Annotated in this window: 14 protein-coding genes and 1 tRNA gene; 11 read left to right on the forward strand and 4 right to left on the reverse strand. The window is 41.9% G+C overall.

Annotated features, from left to right (window positions below):
• Positions 1–160: 160 nt before the first annotated feature.
• Both HMPREF9444_RS03195 and glnA read right to left on the reverse strand, forming a co-directional pair.
• Complete coding sequence (locus tag HMPREF9444_RS03195) at positions 161–994, reverse strand: YihY family inner membrane protein (RefSeq protein ID WP_009142910.1); 834 nt, start codon at positions 992–994, stop codon at positions 161–163.
• A 91-nt stretch (positions 995–1,085) separates the two neighbouring features.
• Positions 1,086–2,498: a glutamate--ammonia ligase gene (glnA, locus tag HMPREF9444_RS03200; protein ID WP_009142911.1), complete on the reverse strand. Its 1,413-nt coding sequence runs from the start codon at positions 2,496–2,498 to the stop codon at positions 1,086–1,088.
• 697 nt (positions 2,499–3,195) lie between these two features.
• On the opposite strand from glnA, the gene typA reads away from it, so the two are divergent.
• The 9 genes from typA (at position 3,196) to HMPREF9444_RS03245 (ending at position 14,035) form a co-directional block, all read left to right on the forward strand.
• Entirely contained in the window at positions 3,196–5,034 is a 1,839-nt protein-coding gene (gene typA / locus HMPREF9444_RS03205; protein WP_009142913.1) for a translational GTPase TypA, read from the forward strand.
• Between the two features lie 227 nt (positions 5,035–5,261).
• Positions 5,262–6,350 (forward strand): nitrogen regulation protein NR(II), encoded by a 1,089-nt coding sequence (glnL, locus tag HMPREF9444_RS03210; RefSeq protein ID WP_009142914.1) that lies wholly within the window; start codon positions 5,262–5,264, stop codon positions 6,348–6,350.
• Positions 6,351–6,352: 2 nt separating this feature from the next.
• Positions 6,353–7,783, forward strand: a complete 1,431-nt coding sequence (locus HMPREF9444_RS03215; protein WP_009142915.1) for a sigma 54-interacting transcriptional regulator — start codon at positions 6,353–6,355, stop codon at positions 7,781–7,783.
• Positions 7,784–7,967: 184 nt separating this feature from the next.
• On the forward strand, positions 7,968–8,615 hold the full coding sequence (yihA, locus tag HMPREF9444_RS03220) for a ribosome biogenesis GTP-binding protein YihA/YsxC (protein WP_009142916.1): 648 nt from the start codon (positions 7,968–7,970) through the stop codon (positions 8,613–8,615).
• Complete coding sequence (gmk, locus tag HMPREF9444_RS03225) at positions 8,608–9,249, forward strand: guanylate kinase (RefSeq protein WP_009142917.1); 642 nt, start codon at positions 8,608–8,610, stop codon at positions 9,247–9,249. The genes yihA and gmk overlap by 8 nt, the downstream gene beginning before the upstream one ends.
• Before the next feature lie 96 nt (positions 9,250–9,345).
• On the forward strand, positions 9,346–9,633 hold the full coding sequence (rpoZ, locus tag HMPREF9444_RS03230; protein ID WP_009142918.1) for a DNA-directed RNA polymerase subunit omega: 288 nt from the start codon (positions 9,346–9,348) through the stop codon (positions 9,631–9,633).
• A 17-nt stretch (positions 9,634–9,650) separates the two neighbouring features.
• Complete coding sequence (gene spoT / locus HMPREF9444_RS03235; protein WP_009142919.1) at positions 9,651–11,858, forward strand: bifunctional GTP diphosphokinase/guanosine-3',5'-bis pyrophosphate 3'-pyrophosphohydrolase; 2,208 nt, start codon at positions 9,651–9,653, stop codon at positions 11,856–11,858.
• Positions 11,859–11,930: 72 nt separating this feature from the next.
• A complete protein-coding gene (locus tag HMPREF9444_RS03240) occupies positions 11,931–12,905 on the forward strand; it encodes an alpha/beta fold hydrolase (protein ID WP_009142920.1) in 975 nt (324 codons plus the stop codon).
• On the forward strand, positions 12,902–14,035 hold the full coding sequence (locus tag HMPREF9444_RS03245; protein WP_009142921.1) for a CobW family GTP-binding protein: 1,134 nt from the start codon (positions 12,902–12,904) through the stop codon (positions 14,033–14,035). Before HMPREF9444_RS03240 ends, HMPREF9444_RS03245 begins: the two co-directional genes overlap by 4 nt.
• An 87-nt stretch (positions 14,036–14,122) precedes the next feature.
• Here the strand turns inward: HMPREF9444_RS03245 and HMPREF9444_RS03250 are convergent, their stop codons facing one another.
• Both HMPREF9444_RS03250 and HMPREF9444_RS03255 read right to left on the reverse strand, forming a co-directional pair.
• On the reverse strand, positions 14,123–15,112 hold the full coding sequence (locus HMPREF9444_RS03250; RefSeq protein WP_009142922.1) for an OmpA family protein: 990 nt from the start codon (positions 15,110–15,112) through the stop codon (positions 14,123–14,125).
• Between the two features lie 320 nt (positions 15,113–15,432).
• Positions 15,433–15,508 (reverse strand) — tRNA-Thr (locus HMPREF9444_RS03255).
• A 78-nt stretch (positions 15,509–15,586) separates the two neighbouring features.
• On the opposite strand from HMPREF9444_RS03255, the gene tusA reads away from it, so the two are divergent.
• Both tusA and glyQ read left to right on the forward strand, forming a co-directional pair.
• Positions 15,587–15,823, forward strand: a complete 237-nt coding sequence (gene tusA, locus HMPREF9444_RS03260; protein WP_009142923.1) for a sulfurtransferase TusA — start codon at positions 15,587–15,589, stop codon at positions 15,821–15,823.
• Positions 15,824–16,050: 227 nt separating this feature from the next.
• Positions 16,051–16,974, forward strand: coding sequence for a glycine--tRNA ligase subunit alpha (glyQ, locus tag HMPREF9444_RS03265; protein WP_009142925.1), 924 nt, complete (start codon positions 16,051–16,053; stop codon positions 16,972–16,974).
• The last annotated feature ends 7 nt before the right edge of the window (positions 16,975–16,981 follow it).

The following is a 16,981-nucleotide window of genomic DNA, read 5'->3' on the forward strand; positions in this document are numbered from 1 at the left end:
TGTGAACTCCATCAGTTTGATCGTTTTGCCATATATTAATGACTTAAAAAAGATTTTTTTGCATTGATTTTTATATGTTTCTTTATCTCTCTATACTAAAATAAAGATGTTTTTATCAATCTTTCGGAGATAATCACAGAAGCTTAGTTTTCCTTTACTTTTAATTTTTTCGGCTGCACGTTATTTGTTGAGAGATCCGGTGTTTTTCCTCACGCAACTCACTAAGACACACCGTAAATTCAGCTCCGAATAAAACTATAACCCAATTAATATTAATCCAAATCATTAAAACCGGAATAGCGGCTAAAGCGCCGTAAATTGCCTCATAGTCGGAAAAATTCAAAATAAAAGCACTGAAAATACGCTTACAAATTTCAAACAGCACCATAACAAAAAGGGCCCCGCGTACGGCATCACGGATCTTTACAACCGCCACCGGTACTGTAATAAATAAAGCGGATACCAAGATTAATTCAACAACAACCGGAACAAGAAAATAGGCAAGTCCCGTAGCAAAAGATAAAGGTGTATCCAGGAAAGAATAAGCAATAACTTTTGAAGTGAACCAAATAAGAATACCGGTTGCCAAAGGACCTAAAGTTAACAGCATCCAGTACACCGCAAAGGTCATTGTCATTTTACGCTTTCCGCCGCGCCAAATTCTGTTTAAAGCTTTATCTACCGCCCTTACCAGAAAGAAAGACACAATAAATAAAATCACCGTACCGGTAACCGTCATCTGTCCGGCATGAGCAATAAAAATTCCTATATAGTCCCCGATAGCCTCAGAAAAAACCGGCATGAAATTATTCTGCACAAAATTTTGCAATGCCTGTTTTATCGGTGTAAAAGCAGGGACCATGGCAAAAATTGAGATAACAACCGTAAGAGCCGGAACCAAGGCCAGAATAGTTGTATAAGACAATGCTGCCGCTTCAATGAACAAATCATCAGCCCGCACTCTTATCAATAATTTTTTAAACAACTCTTTCAAAATCAGACACCAAAAAATAAAAAACCCTGCACAGATTATTTTATCTTCAGCAGGGTTCTAAAACAGCTAACTATCTCTAATTACTAAAAAATTAGAGGCTGTAGTACATCTCGAATTCAATCGGATGCGGAGCGGTCTGCAAACGTGAAACTTCACCGCGCTTTAATTCAATGTAGGACTTAATCATGTCCTCAGTGAAAACTCCACCTTCGGTTAAGAATTCATGATCTTTCTCCAATGCATCCAAAGCTTCAGCTAAAGTTGCGCACACTGACGGAATTGAATCAGCTTCTTCAGGAGGCAAATCATAAAGATTCTTGTCCATCGGATCGCCCGGCTCAATGTGATTAAGAATTCCGTCAAGTCCGGCCATAAGCATAGCGGCAAAAGCTAAATACGGATTTGCCATGCAGTCCGGGAAGCGGACCTCAATATGAGCAGTTTTAGGATTTTGAGCTACCGGAATGCGAATTGAAGCAGAACGGTTGGAAGCTGAGTAAGCAAGCATTACTGGGGCCTCAAAGTGCGGAACCAGACGCTTGTAAGAATTGGTAGAAGGATTGGTGAAAGCATTTAACGCTTTAGCGTGCTTAATAATACCGCCTATGTACCACAAAGCTTCCTGTGACAATCCGCCGTACATATTTCCGGCAAAAATATTCTCGCCGTCACGGCCGATTGACTGATGGCAATGCATACCCGATCCGTTGTCACCGAAAATAGGCTTAGGCATGAAGGTAGCACTCTTGCCGTACTGATTGGCTACATTCTGTACGATATATTTATAGACCTGAACTTCGTCGGCTTTCTTGGTGAGGGTGTTGAATTTGGTGGCAATTTCGTTCTGTCCGCATGTTGCAACTTCATGATGATGAGCCTCAACCTCAAGGCCGAACTCTTCCATGATAAGGCACATTGCTGAACGGATATCCTGGGAAGGATCGACCGGCGGAACCGGGAAATAACCGCCCTTTACCATAGTGCGGTGACCTAAATTTCCACCTTCATAGTCAGTAGCTGAATTCCAAGCGGCCTCATAATCATCTACCTTATACATGCAGCCGCCCATCTCATTTGAGAACTTAACATCATCAAATAAGAAAAATTCAGGCTCAGGACCGAAATAGGCTTCATCACCGATACCGGTTGAGCGCAAATATTCTTCTGCACGCTTGGCTACAGAACGCGGATCACGGTCATAACCGGTCATTGTATCGGCTTCAAGAACATCACATCTTACAATGATAGTAGGATCGGCATAAAAAGGATCCAAGTGCACGCTGTCGGCATCCGGCATCAAAATCATGTCGGATTTATCAACGCCTTTCCATCCGGCCATTGATGAACCGTCAAACATCTTACCTTCAGAGAAGAAATCTTCCGTCACAAGTTTTGCAGGAATTGAAACATGCTGCTCTTTTCCCTTAGTATCGGTAAAGCGCAAATCAGCAAACTTAACGCCGTTTTCTTCAATAAGCTTTAATACATCAGCAACGGTTGTCATAAACCGAAATCTCCTTAAAAAAGGCAAACTTAACGCAAATAGCGTGCTCACAGTGAAAACCGATTGCAAACATACCTCTAAAATTATTTAGAGCCTACCTGTTGCATCATAATCTTATAAGTGTACCATTTTGGGATTTTTATCGCATTTAATTTTGCACTAAAAATAAAACATCTGCCCAGTATATGTGCAATTAATAACAATAACGGCGGTGAACAGCTTATGCATTTGCTAGTTTCAAATCTGCCGCAATTATCTATCTTGGAGCCTGTCTTTAGACTTGAGGGCACATTCTCCATGCTCATCCGTAAGCGTAATTATCCTACCGTTAGAACAAAGCTGTGGAATAATGCATCCAGGTCACTATCTTTTTTGCTTCCGCATGCAGCGGTACTCCGATATCTATTATCAAACAATATATTTTCCGGCAGAAACCTCCGGCTTAAAAAATGAGATTTTTCTCGCGATGATCTCCGCCCTAAAGTACGGGGTTTTAGCCGCTGATCTTTTTTGATAAATCTATCTTGAAAGCACTCTTTAATTTGGCAAAAAATTAAAATCAAAAGTTAAAATACCGTTACAAGTGTGAACAATATCTGATTTTAAAGCTCACAGCGCTTTTTTAAGGTAAAATATCGCAAATTTTATAAATTACGTTAAAGACACCATCCTTTTTTATTTATACAGGTTTGCATATATGGACGTACAAAAGATCCGTAATATTGCCATTATCGCCCACGTTGACCATGGCAAGACCACCTTAGTCGATAAGTTATTGCGCCAATCAGGAACCTTAGATCGTACCGAGCTCGGACAAGAGCGCGTTATGGATTCAAATGCTATTGAAAAAGAACGCGGAATCACCATATTATCCAAAAACACAGCAATTAATTGGAACGGTTATCGCATCAATATCGTTGACACCCCAGGACATGCTGACTTCGGCGGTGAAGTAGAACGCGTTATGTCAATGGTAGATTCAGTATTACTTCTGGTTGATGCCGTTGACGGACCTATGCCGCAAACTCGCTTCGTTACCCAAAAAGCTTTTGCTCGCGGCTTAAAACCTATTGTCGTAATCAATAAATGCGATCGTCCCGGAGCTCGCCCCGATTGGGTTATCGATCAGGTCTTTGACTTATTCGATAATTTAGGAGCAACCGATGAACAGCTCGACTTCCCGGTAGTTTACGCATCAGCTCTGGCAGGATGGGCCTCCCTTGATGAAAGTTCACACGGCGACACTATGGAACCTTTATTTGAGACCATTATCGAAAAAGTTTCCCCGCCGCAAGCCGATATCAACGGTCCGTTCCAGATGCAGATTTCCTCTCTTGATTTCACCTCATATGTAGGTGTTATCGGTGTAGGCCGCATTACCCGCGGTCGCGTACGTTCCAATCAGCAAGTAACTATTGTCAATGCTGACGGATCTACCCGCCAGGGACGCGTCGGTCAAGTTTTAGGCTATTTAGGACTGCACCGCAACGAAGTAGAAGAAGCTGAAGCCGGCGATATTATTGCCGTAACCGGTCTTGGCGAACTCAAGATTTCAGATACAATCTGCGACAATTCCAAGGTTGAAGCATTGCCGGCCTTAACCGTCGATGAGCCTACCGTATCTATGAACTTCTGCGTCAACACTTCTCCTTTTGCCGGCAAAGAAGGTAAATTCATCACTTCACGCAATATTGAAGAACGTCTGCGTCAGGAGCTTGTGCATAACGTAGCATTACGTGTTGAAAACACCAAAGATCCTGATCGCTTTAAAGTTTCAGGACGTGGTGAATTGCACTTATCGGTTTTAATTGAGCAAATGCGCCGCGAAGGTTACGAGCTCGGTGTTTCCCGTCCTGAAGTAATTCTTCACAAAGATGAATCCGGCAAAGTATTAGAGCCGTATGAAGTCTTAACCTTAGATCTTAACGAAGAAAACCAAGGCCCCGTCATGGAAGAATTAGGCCGCCGCAAAGGTGAGCTTAAAAATATGAATCCGGACGGAAAAGGACGCGTTCGCCTTGACTACCGAATTCCGGCCCGCGGACTTATCGGCTTCCAAACTTTATATATGACCTTAACTTCAGGAACCGGTCTTATGTACCATACCTTTGACAGCTATGATGCATTTGCCGGAGGTTCCATCGGTGAAAGACAAAACGGCGTGCTTATTTCTAATGATACCGGTAAAGCGGTACCGTACGCCTTATGGTTCTTGCAGGAGCGCGGACGTTTATTCGTTGATGCCGGTGAAGAAGTCTATGAAGGACAAATTATCGGTCTGCATAACCGCAGCAATGACTTAACCGTCAACTGCCTTAAGACCAAAAAATTAACCAATGTCCGTGCCGCAGGATCGGATGATAATATCATCCTGACCCCAGCAGTTCATATGTCGCTGGAACAAGCCCTTGAATTTATTAACGAAGACGAACTTGTCGAAGTTACTCCCAAGAGTATTCGTCTGCGTAAGAAATTCCTTTCGGATTTGGAGCGTGTTCGTGCCTTCCGTGCTGCAGGCGGAAAAAAAGCAGAATAATCAAATGCTCTAAAATTGATCTTAAAAAAGGCTCTGTTTGCAACAAAACAGGGCCTTTAATTTATTAATAAATTGAAAAATATAAAAATATCTTCTAAAACCACTCATTAAAACAATGCACTAAAATTGCCCGTTAGATTCTTTTTTTTCATACAATAGACAGATAAAAAGAGCAATGCACTAAAATTGCTCATGTAATGTATTTGTGAACAGGTGCAGGTTTTTATATGCCAACAGATGCGAAGACTATCCTTGAAAGTTTAGCGACAGCTATCATGCTTACGGACGGGCAATATAAGATCATATATGCCAATACGTCCGCCGAGCAGCTATTCGGCATGTCGCGTTCTAAACTGCGTTCACTAAAACTTACCGATCTTATTAATCGACACGAAAAGAATTTAATGGAAAATCTTTCTCGTGCCTTAAAAGCCAATTTTCAGGGTTTTTCTGCCTCCGATATAGCTGTAGGAATCGATCCGTCTCATACCATAAGCGTTGATATGAGCATCAGCCAATACTCAGGAAAAAATAAAGGTCTTATCGTCGAAATAAAATCAATTAATTACCAACAAAAACTTAGTTATGAACGCCAGAGACGTACCCAGCATCTGGCAGCCCGCGATCTAATCCGCAATCTTGCCCATGAAATCAAAAATCCTTTGGGAGGAATACGCGGAGCGGCCCAACTGCTTGAAATGACCTTCGGTAAAGCCGCGGACATTACCGATTACACTAAAGTCATTATTGAACAGTCCGATCGCCTTAAAACCTTAGTGGATAATTTATTAGGTCCGCAGCGTCCCAACCCGATGAGCCTTGCCAATATCCACTATGTAGTAGAAAAGGTTCTGTCGCTTGAAGCCATGGCAACGAAAGATAAAATCCGTTTTGAAAAGGACTACGATCCTTCGCTGCCGGAATTGATGCTTGACGTTGATGCCATGCAGCAGACCTTCATCAATATCATCAGTAATGCCATTCAAGCGCTCACAGAATCCAATACTGAAAGACCGCTCATTAAAATCCAAACTCGAGCTGTCAACGGTATGGTGATAAACGGTTTTAAATATCCGACTTCTATTTGCGTATCTATAACGGATAACGGACCGGGTATTCCGGAAAGCATCATGCCTAAAATTTTCTACCCGATGGTAACTTCAAGATCCAAAGGGAACGGACTAGGCTTATCCATTGCTCAAAGCATTGTCGAACGCCATAACGGCACTATCGAATGTGAAAGCCACAAAGGAAAAACGACTTTTTCCGTAATTTTACCCATAAAAAAAGATGTGTTTAAAAGCGAGGAAATTTAACTATGGATCCCATGATTTGGGTTATTGATGACGATGCCAGCATTCGTTTCGTGTTTGATAAAGCGCTTGATGTCAACAGTATTTCCCATCGCTTATTTGAAACCGGAGATGAAGCTCTCGCCTACTTAAAAACAGAGATCCCTGATGTTATAGTCTCTGATATCAACATGCCGGGAACCGACGGTCTTTCCCTTATAAAAAAAGTACATGAGGTTGACTGTAATATTCCGTTTATTATCATAACCGCCCATAGCGACTTAACCGCCGCAATTGATTCTTATGAGCACGGAACTTTTGAATATCTGCCCAAACCTTTTGATATCGAGCAGGCTGTAAGTCTTATCCGTCGTGCGGCACTGCACCGCTTTAACCTAACCCGTAAAAAGGAAATGGTTTTAGCAAGCGATGCCGTAGCTGACAGTAAAGAAGCCGAAATAATCGGCAAATCTCCGGCCATGCAGGAAGTATTTAAATTCATAGGACGCGTATCGCGTACTGAGGTTCCGGTTCTTATCCACGGTGAAACAGGAACAGGGCGTGAACTTGTTGCCATGGCTTTGCATAACCACTCCGATCGCAAAGAGCAGCCGTTTATTTCAGTAAATGTTTCTTCAATGCCCAAAGAAACGGTTGAACATGAAATTTTCGGCGGTATCGGCAAAGGTGATAAAGAAGAAGCGGCTATCGTAAAAGCACAAAACGGCACTTTGTTTATTAATGAAATCTGCGAAATGCCGATGGAAGCCCAAACTCGTTTGCTGCAGGTTTTACAAAAAGGCGAGTTTTTGCCAGTAGGAGAACAAAAACCGCATAAAGTGAATGTAAGAATTATTGCTGCGACAAGCCGCGTACTTGAAAATCTGGTAAAAGAAGGAACTTTTATTTCTGATCTCTACTACAGATTAAATATTATTCACATCAATATGCCGCCGCTGCGCGATCGCAACAACGACATCCCGATGCTGGCTAAGCACTTCCTAAATCAAAGTGCGATTGAAAATAATACCGAGCCTAAAAAACTGACTTCTGAGGTTCTGGTTTTCTTGTGCCGTCAGCAATGGCCCGGTAATGTACGTCAACTGAAAAACCTCTGTAAATACTTAACCATCATGGTTACCGGCAGAGACATTCAACTAAGCGATTTACCGGCCGAGTTTTTACAAGCGAGAAACACCCAGGTTAAAACCACAACTTCAATCTCAGGAACCTCTAAAGAGCCGGTTTCATGGCAGGAACAGCTGCGTAATTGGGTTGACGGAAGATTAAAAGCAGGAGAAAGAGACATTCTTTCAGAAGCAACTCCCGAATTTGAGCGCGTCATGCTTGAAGCGGCACTTGCCTATACGGGCAATCATAAGCAGGAATCGGCCAAGCTCTTAGGATGGGGTAGAAATACTCTTACACGAAAGATAAAAGAATTAAATCTCCAGTAATTTTAAGCCGGCTTTGCCGGCTTTTCTTTTTCTTCCTGACTTTCATATACAAGGCGCATGATATAATTTACAAAAATTTTACATAAACCCCTTGAAATGCGGAGCTCAATATCTTAAAGTCCGCCGCTTAAATTCTTATTACATTAATAACCGAATTTCACAAAGCCGTTAAAAAGAGGATCACATGGAACAGGCCCCTGCCGTACCTATTTTGGATTTTCGCCAAACCAAATTCGTCACTTCAGCTCCTGATATCCGCCAAATGCCGCCGGATAACGGTATCGAAATCGCCTTTGCCGGACGTTCAAACTCCGGAAAATCTTCATCCATTAACGCAATCTGCGATCAAAAACATTTAGCCAAAACCAGCAGCACACCGGGGCGTACCCGCCTGATTAATCTCTTTGCCGTACAAGCAAATAAATTTTTAGTTGATCTTCCGGGTTACGGCTATGCGGCAGTTCCTGAGGCCATGAAAAAACAATGGCAAAAATCCATGAGCGAATATCTGCAAAAACGTAAAGCATTACGCGGAATCGTCATAACCATGGATATTCGCCATCCTTTAAAAGATCATGACCGTTTGATTTTAGATTGGTCAACTGCGGCAAATCTTCCGGCAATTATTCTTTTAACCAAAGCGGATAAATTAGGAGTAAACGCCCGCAGTAAAGCACTTAAGGAAGTGAAACTTTTGCTCTCGGAATTTGACGGAAGTTTTACCGTTATTCCGTTTTCAGCATGGCGCGGCATCGGTGTTGATGAAACACGTAAACTTTTATCCATGTGGTATTCAAGCTTTCAACCTATAGAAGAAAACGCAAATGTCTAAAGAAAAAGGAACCTTATTTATCGTATCCGCACCAAGCGGCGCAGGAAAATCATCACTTATTGCAGCTTTAATGCAGCGTTTTAATTTAGATGACTCGCTAAGACTTTCCGTATCTCATACTACTCGTGAGCCGCGTCCCGGTGAAACTAATCACGTAAGCTACCACTTTGTCAGCAATGAAGAATTTGAAGCTTTAATTGCTCGTAATGCTTTTTACGAATACGCCAAAGTATTTGATCACTATTACGGGACTTCAAAAGAGATTGTTGAAGAATGGATAAATGACGGTAAAGACGTTTTTCTTGATATCGACTGGCAGGGTGCACGACTGATTCGTGAACAATCCCCGTATGCAAAAAGTATTTTTATTCTGCCGCCGTCGCTTGAAGAATTACAAAACCGACTTAAAAAACGCGGTCAAGATAGTGACGAAGTTATAAAAAAACGCATGGAAAAAGCTAAAAGAGAAATTTCTCATTACAATGAATATGACTATCTTATCGTCAACGATGTATTTGATGAAAGTGTTTTAGCTTTAAGATCCATTGTTCTTGCCCATCGTTTTGAGCTTAAGCGTCAAAGCAATAAGCATAAGCAGCTTTTGGATGCTATGCTTGAAGGATACAGCAAATAAGGATCCAAAAAACGCTAAGAAGCGTTAAATGTACCGATAATCGGTTATAATAAATATTCAGCTTTTTATTTTTTGTTTTTTTGAGGTAGTGATTAAATGGCTAGAGTTACTGTGGAAGACGCCGTTGCTCGCGTCGGCAACCGCTTTGATCTAGTTCTTCTTGCAGCACGTCGTGCCCGTCAGATTTCCAATAACGGCAGCAAACCTTTAGTTGATGAAGAAAACGATAAACCTACCGTAATCGCTTTACGCGAAATTGAAGAAGGTTTAATTTCCGAAGAGTTCTTAGATAAGCAAGATCGTAAAGATCATTTACGCGATGCTTCTTTACGTACAGGAAATAATGAGTTCGCTCCTATTGACGGAGCCGAAATGTTCAGCTAATCACAAAGGTAAACACTATGGCCGGAGAAAACAAGCAGGATACTTTAAATTTAGACATTCCGGTGCAAGAAATCTCTGCTCCTCCGGCTTTATCCCGTGATGTTTTAAACGCTCCCAACCTTGAATTTTACTGGTCGCTGCGCGATCTGGTCTGTTCTTATTTACCTGCTGAAAAAATACACTATATCGATAAAGCCTTTGAGCTTGCCGACCGTGCTCACGACGGACAAAAAAGAGCATCAGGCGAACCATATATCACTCATCCTCTGGCCGTAGCAACCATTGTTGCGCAAATGCACCTTGACGTTGAGACGATTCAGGCAGCATTGCTTCATGATACGGTTGAAGACACATTTATTAATGAAAAAGATATAGAAAAAAATTTCGGTCCTACAGTACAGAAAATCGTAAACGGCGTTACCAAGCTTGATAAACTGCGTTTTCACGATTATCGCGAAGCACAAACGGAAAACTTCCGAAAAATGATCTTAGCTATGACGCAGGACATCCGCGTCATTCTCATCAAGCTTGCCGATCGAACTCACAACATGCGCACCATCGGATCACTGCGTCCTGACAAACGCATCCGTATTGCCAAAGAAACCCTTGACGTTTTCGTACCTATAGCCAACCGTCTCGGTATTTCAGAGATAAAATCCGAACTTGAAGAACTCGGAATGGCGGCAATGCATCCGATGCGTTATCGCGTACTGAAATCAGCTGTTATAAAGGCACGTAAAAACCGTAAAGAAATAGTAAACAACATCCTTGAAAATATTCGCGGACGCTTAAATGAAGTAGGGATCGAAGCTCGTGTTTTGGGCCGCGAAAAGCGCGTTTACTCCATTTACCAGAAAATGGTGCACAAAGAGCTGCAGTTCCGTGAAATCATGGATGTTTACGGCTTTAGAATCATCGTTAATGACGTCGATACATGCTATCGCGTGTTAGGTCAAATGCATAATCTCTTTAAACCGCGCCCTGACGGATTTAAAGATTATATTGCCATTCCTAAGATTAACGGTTATCAGTCACTGCATACTTCACTTATAGGACCGCACGGAGTCCCTATTGAAATTCAGATCCGTACCGAGTTTATGGATCAGATGTCAGCCCGCGGCGTTGCAGCCCACTGGTCTTATAAAGAGAAAGGATCAGAGCCTACTTCTACAACAGCTCAAAAGAACGCACAGCGCTGGATCAACAATATTCTGGATTTACAGCAGAGCTCAGCCAGTTCTCGTGAGTTCATCGAAGGCGTTAAGAACGATCTCTATCCTGATACAATTTTCGTATTCTCGCCTGAAGGTAAGATTTATGATTTGCCGTCAGGAGCAACACCGGTGGATTTTGCTTTTGCCGTCCACACCGACATAGGGCAACACTGTATCGGTGCTCGCGTCAATCACCGCATGTTCCCTTTAAGTCATGCCCTTGAATCAGGACAAACAGTCGAAATCATCACTTCTCCAAGCGCTCAGCCTAATGCCATCTGGCTATCATCAGTAGTTACTCCTCGGGCCCGTTCCAAGATAAGACAGTATCTAAAGAGCTTAAAAGCCCAGGAATGCGTGCTTATCGGTCGTCGTCTGCTGCAAACTTCATTAAAAGGCGTACATCTTGATGAAATCAAGCCTGAGCACTTAAGCGCAGTCCTTAAAGAGTTTAAAGAGCCTGATCTTAATGCTCTTTTAATTGATATCGCCCTCGGCAACATCCTTACCGTAATTGTTGCCAAACGCCTATCTAAAGAAATCGGCAAAAAGATTGCCGATGAAAAGACCCTGCCGATTACCGGAACCGGAGGTTTGCCTTATTCTTTTGCTCAATGCTGCATGCCGATCCCCGGCGATCATATTATTGCGCATATTTCTCCCGGAAAAGGCCTTGTTATCCATAATTTCAACTGCTCTAATATTCGTGATATGGCAAAAGATCCGAATAAATTCCTTGATGTCAGCTGGGACAGAGAAGTTGCAGCCAGCATGGATTTTCAAACCGGCCTTAGAATTGAACTGGAAAACCGTCAAGGTATTTTGTCCGAAATCTCCAACGCCGTTGATATAGCCGGATCGCAAATTGATTCCATTAATTCGGAAATCAAAGAAGGCAAAGTGTATATCATTAATCTTACGGTTACCGTACGCGATCGACTGCACCTTGCCGGCATTATCCGCCGTATAAAAACCATCCCTAATGTAATTAAAATCTTTAGAAAGCGCTAATTTTTATTAGCGTCACAGACAGTGTAGTTAGCCGTGCTAAACTAGAATGTGTACTAGTTTGCAGGACTTATTATGAATGATCTTCCTTTTCTCACCACTGTATCTGACTATATGCGCCAACTTGCGCATATAGAGGATTTTTATAAGCACAAAATCATTAAGCACTCTATAAAAGTTTCCGATGAAGTCACATTAAGTGCGATTGAACTTACAAGCGCAACCCCCAAACATACTTTAGTAATCGTCCCGGGTAGAGCTGAATGCGAACATAAATACGCTGAACTTTTATATTCATTACGTCAGCAGAATCTGCAGGTTTTTGTAATTTTTGTTCGGGGCCAAGGCATGTCTTCTAAAGTCATCAAAGGCAGTTTTAAATGTCATATTGATGATTTCAATGTTTATAGAAAAGATCTTGCTTTTGCACTTGATGCTCTTAATGTCAAAAGTCCGTATCTGTTAATGGCCTTTTCTATGGGCGGGCTCATCTCCTTGGATTTTTTGCTTCATGAAAAAAACAAACCGCAGCGCGTCGCTCTTCTGGCTCCATATTTATGGCCTGCCTTTAAACTGCCTGAGCCCGTATTAAAACTATTGGTCAACACGGTAGGCAATATACCGCTGCTAAAATATTTGTATACTCCGCACGGAGCTGAGTACAAAAGGATTGAGTTTAAAAAGAATATCCACAGCCACTGTTTTGATCGCTATGAGACTTATCATGACTATTACGGATTACATCCTGATTTAGCTTTGGGAGGCCCCTCTTTTGCTTTTGTTAAAGAAGCCTTAAAAAAGCAGCTTGAAATCATGAACAGCAACGTTGATTTCACCATCCCGATGCTGACCGTAACGGCAGGAGAAGATCATGTCGTATCAACTCCTCACACAATAAATTTTATGAGAAAGCATTTAAACGATCTTAGCAGACCAAAATACTTCAATTTGTCAGGCGCTTATCATGATCTGCTAAATGAATCTGACGAATACCGCAATTTAGCGTTAACATATGCTTTTCATTTTTTATTAAACGGTGAAATAAAGTGACAGAAGTTATTGAAGAAGAGGATTTTCAAATCCCCGTAAATATCATTACCGGCTTTTTGGGCTCGGGAAAGACCACGTTGCTTAATAAATGGGTAAATACCGAAGAGTTTAAAGATACCTTGGTATTAATCAATGAATTCGGTGACGTGGGACTTGATCATGAATTAGTCCAAGCGGTTGATGATACTGTCGTATTACTTGGATCGGGCTGCATCTGCTGTTCTTTGCAGGGCGAGCTTATCGACTCGTTAACCACCAACTTTATTCGTGCCAAAAAAGGACTTATTCCGAACTTTAAGCGTGTTTTAATCGAAACTACCGGTCTTGCCGATCCTTCAGGCGTAATTTCAACTCTTGCCGGTGATGAGTTTGTTATGACTTATTATCGTTATGACGGTACGGTAACCGTTCTTGACGGACAATTTGTCAGAGAGCAACTTAAAAACCAATATGAAGCCGTAAAACAAATCGCTCTTGCCGATATCATTCTTATAAGCAAAACCGATTTAATCGATTCTGACGAAATTGACGCAATTACTGAAGTTGCATCAAAAATCAATCCGTCAGCTCGTATCTATCCGATGTTAAAAGGCAATATCACCCCTAAAATCATTGAGGAAATAGGACCATATAAAAATTCCGATCACCAAAATCCGGATAAAGTTGCAGCTTGGCTTAACATTAAAGACAAAACTGTTGCCTCACCGTTTAAACCGGCATCAGTTTCCAATACTATCGGTGTTGCCAAACCAAGAATCATTGCCCACTCCAATATCGAAAGCTTCTGCGTTTCAGTATCGGATCCTTTAGATCCTTTGGTTTTGTTATCTGCAATTTCTCTAGTTCAGGAGCAATACGGTGATTCGATCCTGCGCATCAAGGGCATCGTCAATATTAAAGATCAGGAAAAACCGGTAGTCATTCACGGAGTCCAGGGAAATCTGTATCCGTTAACCGAGCTTGACAGCTGGCCTGATGATGATCATGACAGCAAGCTCGTGTTTATCGTAAGGGCTACGGTACTGGAGCAGATAAAGTATATTTTCGAGCAAGCACTTAAAAATCCTGATGAATCAGCGATTAGGTATTATCAGGAAGTAATAAGCAACGCCGAACAAATCAATCAATAAAATTTACTAAAGCTCATTACAACGAAACCCCGAAATTTTCATCTCGGGGTTTCTTTTAATTTAACTAGAAAATCTTAGTTAAATAAATTATTCAGCTTCAGTAACTTCACCTGTAACTGAGAGCTCAACACGGCGATCCGGAGCTAAGCAGTCAACGAGTTTGTTGCCGCGTAAGCCTTCACAACCGGTTGAAACAGGATCGGCTTCGCCCATGCCGGTAACGGTAAGCTGTTCAGGAGCAACACCTGCAGCCTGGAGCTGGTCAGCAACGGCCTGAGCGCGCTTCTCTGACAAGGTCTGGTTGTAAGCCTCAGAACCGATACGATCTGTATAGCCCTTGACATCATAAGCAGCATTCTGGATGTTCTTAGCGTTAACTGAATCAACAACATCGTTTACAGCCTTTACACCTTCTTCACAAAGTGAAGAGCCGTCAAACGGGAAGAGGGTAGAGGCATCTAAAGTGAAGTTCTCGGTAACGGTCTGCGGAGCATGAGCAGGAGCCGGTGCAGGCTCTGAACCGCCGAAGGTGAACTGCAAACCGGCATAGAGCAGGCCGATATCAGTTTCAGGAGCGTCTTTGTCATCAATTACATCAAAGTAGTAATCATAGCCTACGCGAACACCAAAATTCTTGGTGACAGCATACTGAACACCGGCACCGACGAACGGAGCAATCTCATGGTTGGATATACCATGTTCAACCTTAGTAGTTGCCCAGAAAGCACCACCGCGAACATAGATATCAGAACCGTCCGGGCCTAACGGGAAGGCTAAGCGCAATGCAGCCTCAGGACCGTGAACATCAAAATCATGAGATCCTTCAACATCTTTAGCAGAGAAACCGTCAAAGTAGTTGTAACCTGCTTCAATTGCGGCCCAAGAGGTTAGGTTATAACCGGCATAAATACCGTAGCCTACAGCATCTTTGTCATCAGCAGATGCCCAGTCAACGTTATCCATATGTGCCCAACCGCCGCGAACACCGACGTATGCAGTTTCAGGGACTGCAGCTTGTGCAGCAACGGCAAAACCTAATGCTGCAATAACTGATAATGATAAAATTTTAGCTTTCATTTTTAACTTCCGCTTTTATCTAAAAATCTCGCAAGAAAAATATCTAAACCAAGAATGAACCTTGATTAGAGATAGAATTCCACTTTCAATCATATCACTAAAAAGCGCTTAAATATCAGTTTTATAAAATATAAAGTAATATTTTTATACCTTTTCAGATCAATTTTAACCGTTTTGTATCAAAAAATATCTTTATATTAAACAATCTAATATTAATGAAAACTTGACAGATCAACGCTTGCGCAATACAGTCATATACACGCTTTTTCTCTTTGTTTCAAAAATGATAATTTTTATTAAGAGGAGAAAAACCAGGAAGGTGGTGCTGGCTGCAGGTCTCGAACCCGCGACCCCCTGTTTACAAAACAGGCGCTCTACCAACTGAGCTAAGCCAGCAAAAGTGTGGTAATTATATCAAGAGACTTGTTTAATTCAAGATCTCTTTAAAATTTTTCCTTAATAAATACGATTTTTATGTCTAAAAATGAAAATAAAACTTTAGATTGCCGCGGTCTTTCATGTCCCGAACCGCTGACCCTGCTGCGTAATCTGGTAAGAAAAGCAGAGCCCGGTCAAGAAATAACTTTACTGTCGGACGATCCTGTCTCACTGCGCGATGTTCCTGCTTTTTGCAATTTTATGGGACATAAGCTTGTCTCTTTGCCTGATGACCAACATCCCCATCGCTTTATCATTAAAAAGAAAGAATAGGCATGTAAAGTCGCATGTTCCGCGATAGTTCTCTCTTATGCTTTTGCCGTAGATATCAGGCTTATAAAGTGCTAGACTTATTCGTTTAAGGAAAAGCTCTTGTACATGGAGTCAAAGCTATATATTTTGATTCCGTTTATTTTTGCAGAGACTTTTCTCATTACTTTCTTACTTATAAAACCGGAAAATCCGGAAAAACATCAACGTCGTACCACGGATAAAATAAAATGCCAAATAAATACGACCTTCAAACTTTCCAAGGTTTGATTTTCACTTTGCAGGATTACTGGATGCGCCAAGGCTGCATGATTGCACAGCCGTTTGATATGGAAGTCGGCGCAGGTACTTCCCATCCGATGACTTTTTTACGTTCTTTAGGACCTGAGCCGATTTGCTGCGCATACGTTCAGCCGTCTCGCCGTCCTACTGACGGCCGCTACGGTGAAAACCCTAATCGCTTACAACACTATTATCAGTTCCAAGTTATTTTAAAACCGTCTCCTGACAATATTCAGGATCTATATCTGGGATCGCTTAAAGAGCTCGGCTTTGATCCTACGGTAAATGATATTCGCTTTGTTGAGGACAACTGGGAAAACCCGACTTTAGGAGCATGGGGCCTTGGCTGGGAAGTTTGGCTTAACGGCATGGAAGTGTCACAGTTCACTTACTTCCAACAGGTAGGCGGATTAGAGTGCTATCCGGTAACCGGCGAGCTTACTTACGGTCTTGAGCGTCTTGCCATGTATATCCAAGGTAAAAACTCCATCTACGACCTAGTATGGGCACACACCAAAACCGGTGTTGTAACCTATGGGGATATTTACCATCAAAATGAAGTTGAGCAATCTGCATACAACTTTGAATATGCCGATACTGAATTCCTGTTTAACATGTTTGACAAGATGGAAAAAGAAAGCAGCGCATTACTTAATCTTGAAAAGCCGCTTCCTTTACCGGCTTACGAGCGTATTTTAAAAGCTGCACATTGCTTCAACCTTCTAGATGCACGTCATGCCATTTCAGTAACTGAAAGACAGCGTTATATTTTAAGGATCAGAACCTTATCCAAAGCTGTAGCTGAAGCTTATTACAAATCTCGTGAAGCTCTCGGTTTCCCGATGTGCAAAAATAACGACGCTGCAAAATAGGAATTAA

This window comes from Succinatimonas hippei YIT 12066, from assembly GCF_000188195.1.
Lineage (GTDB): Bacteria > Pseudomonadota > Gammaproteobacteria > Enterobacterales > Succinivibrionaceae > Succinatimonas > Succinatimonas hippei.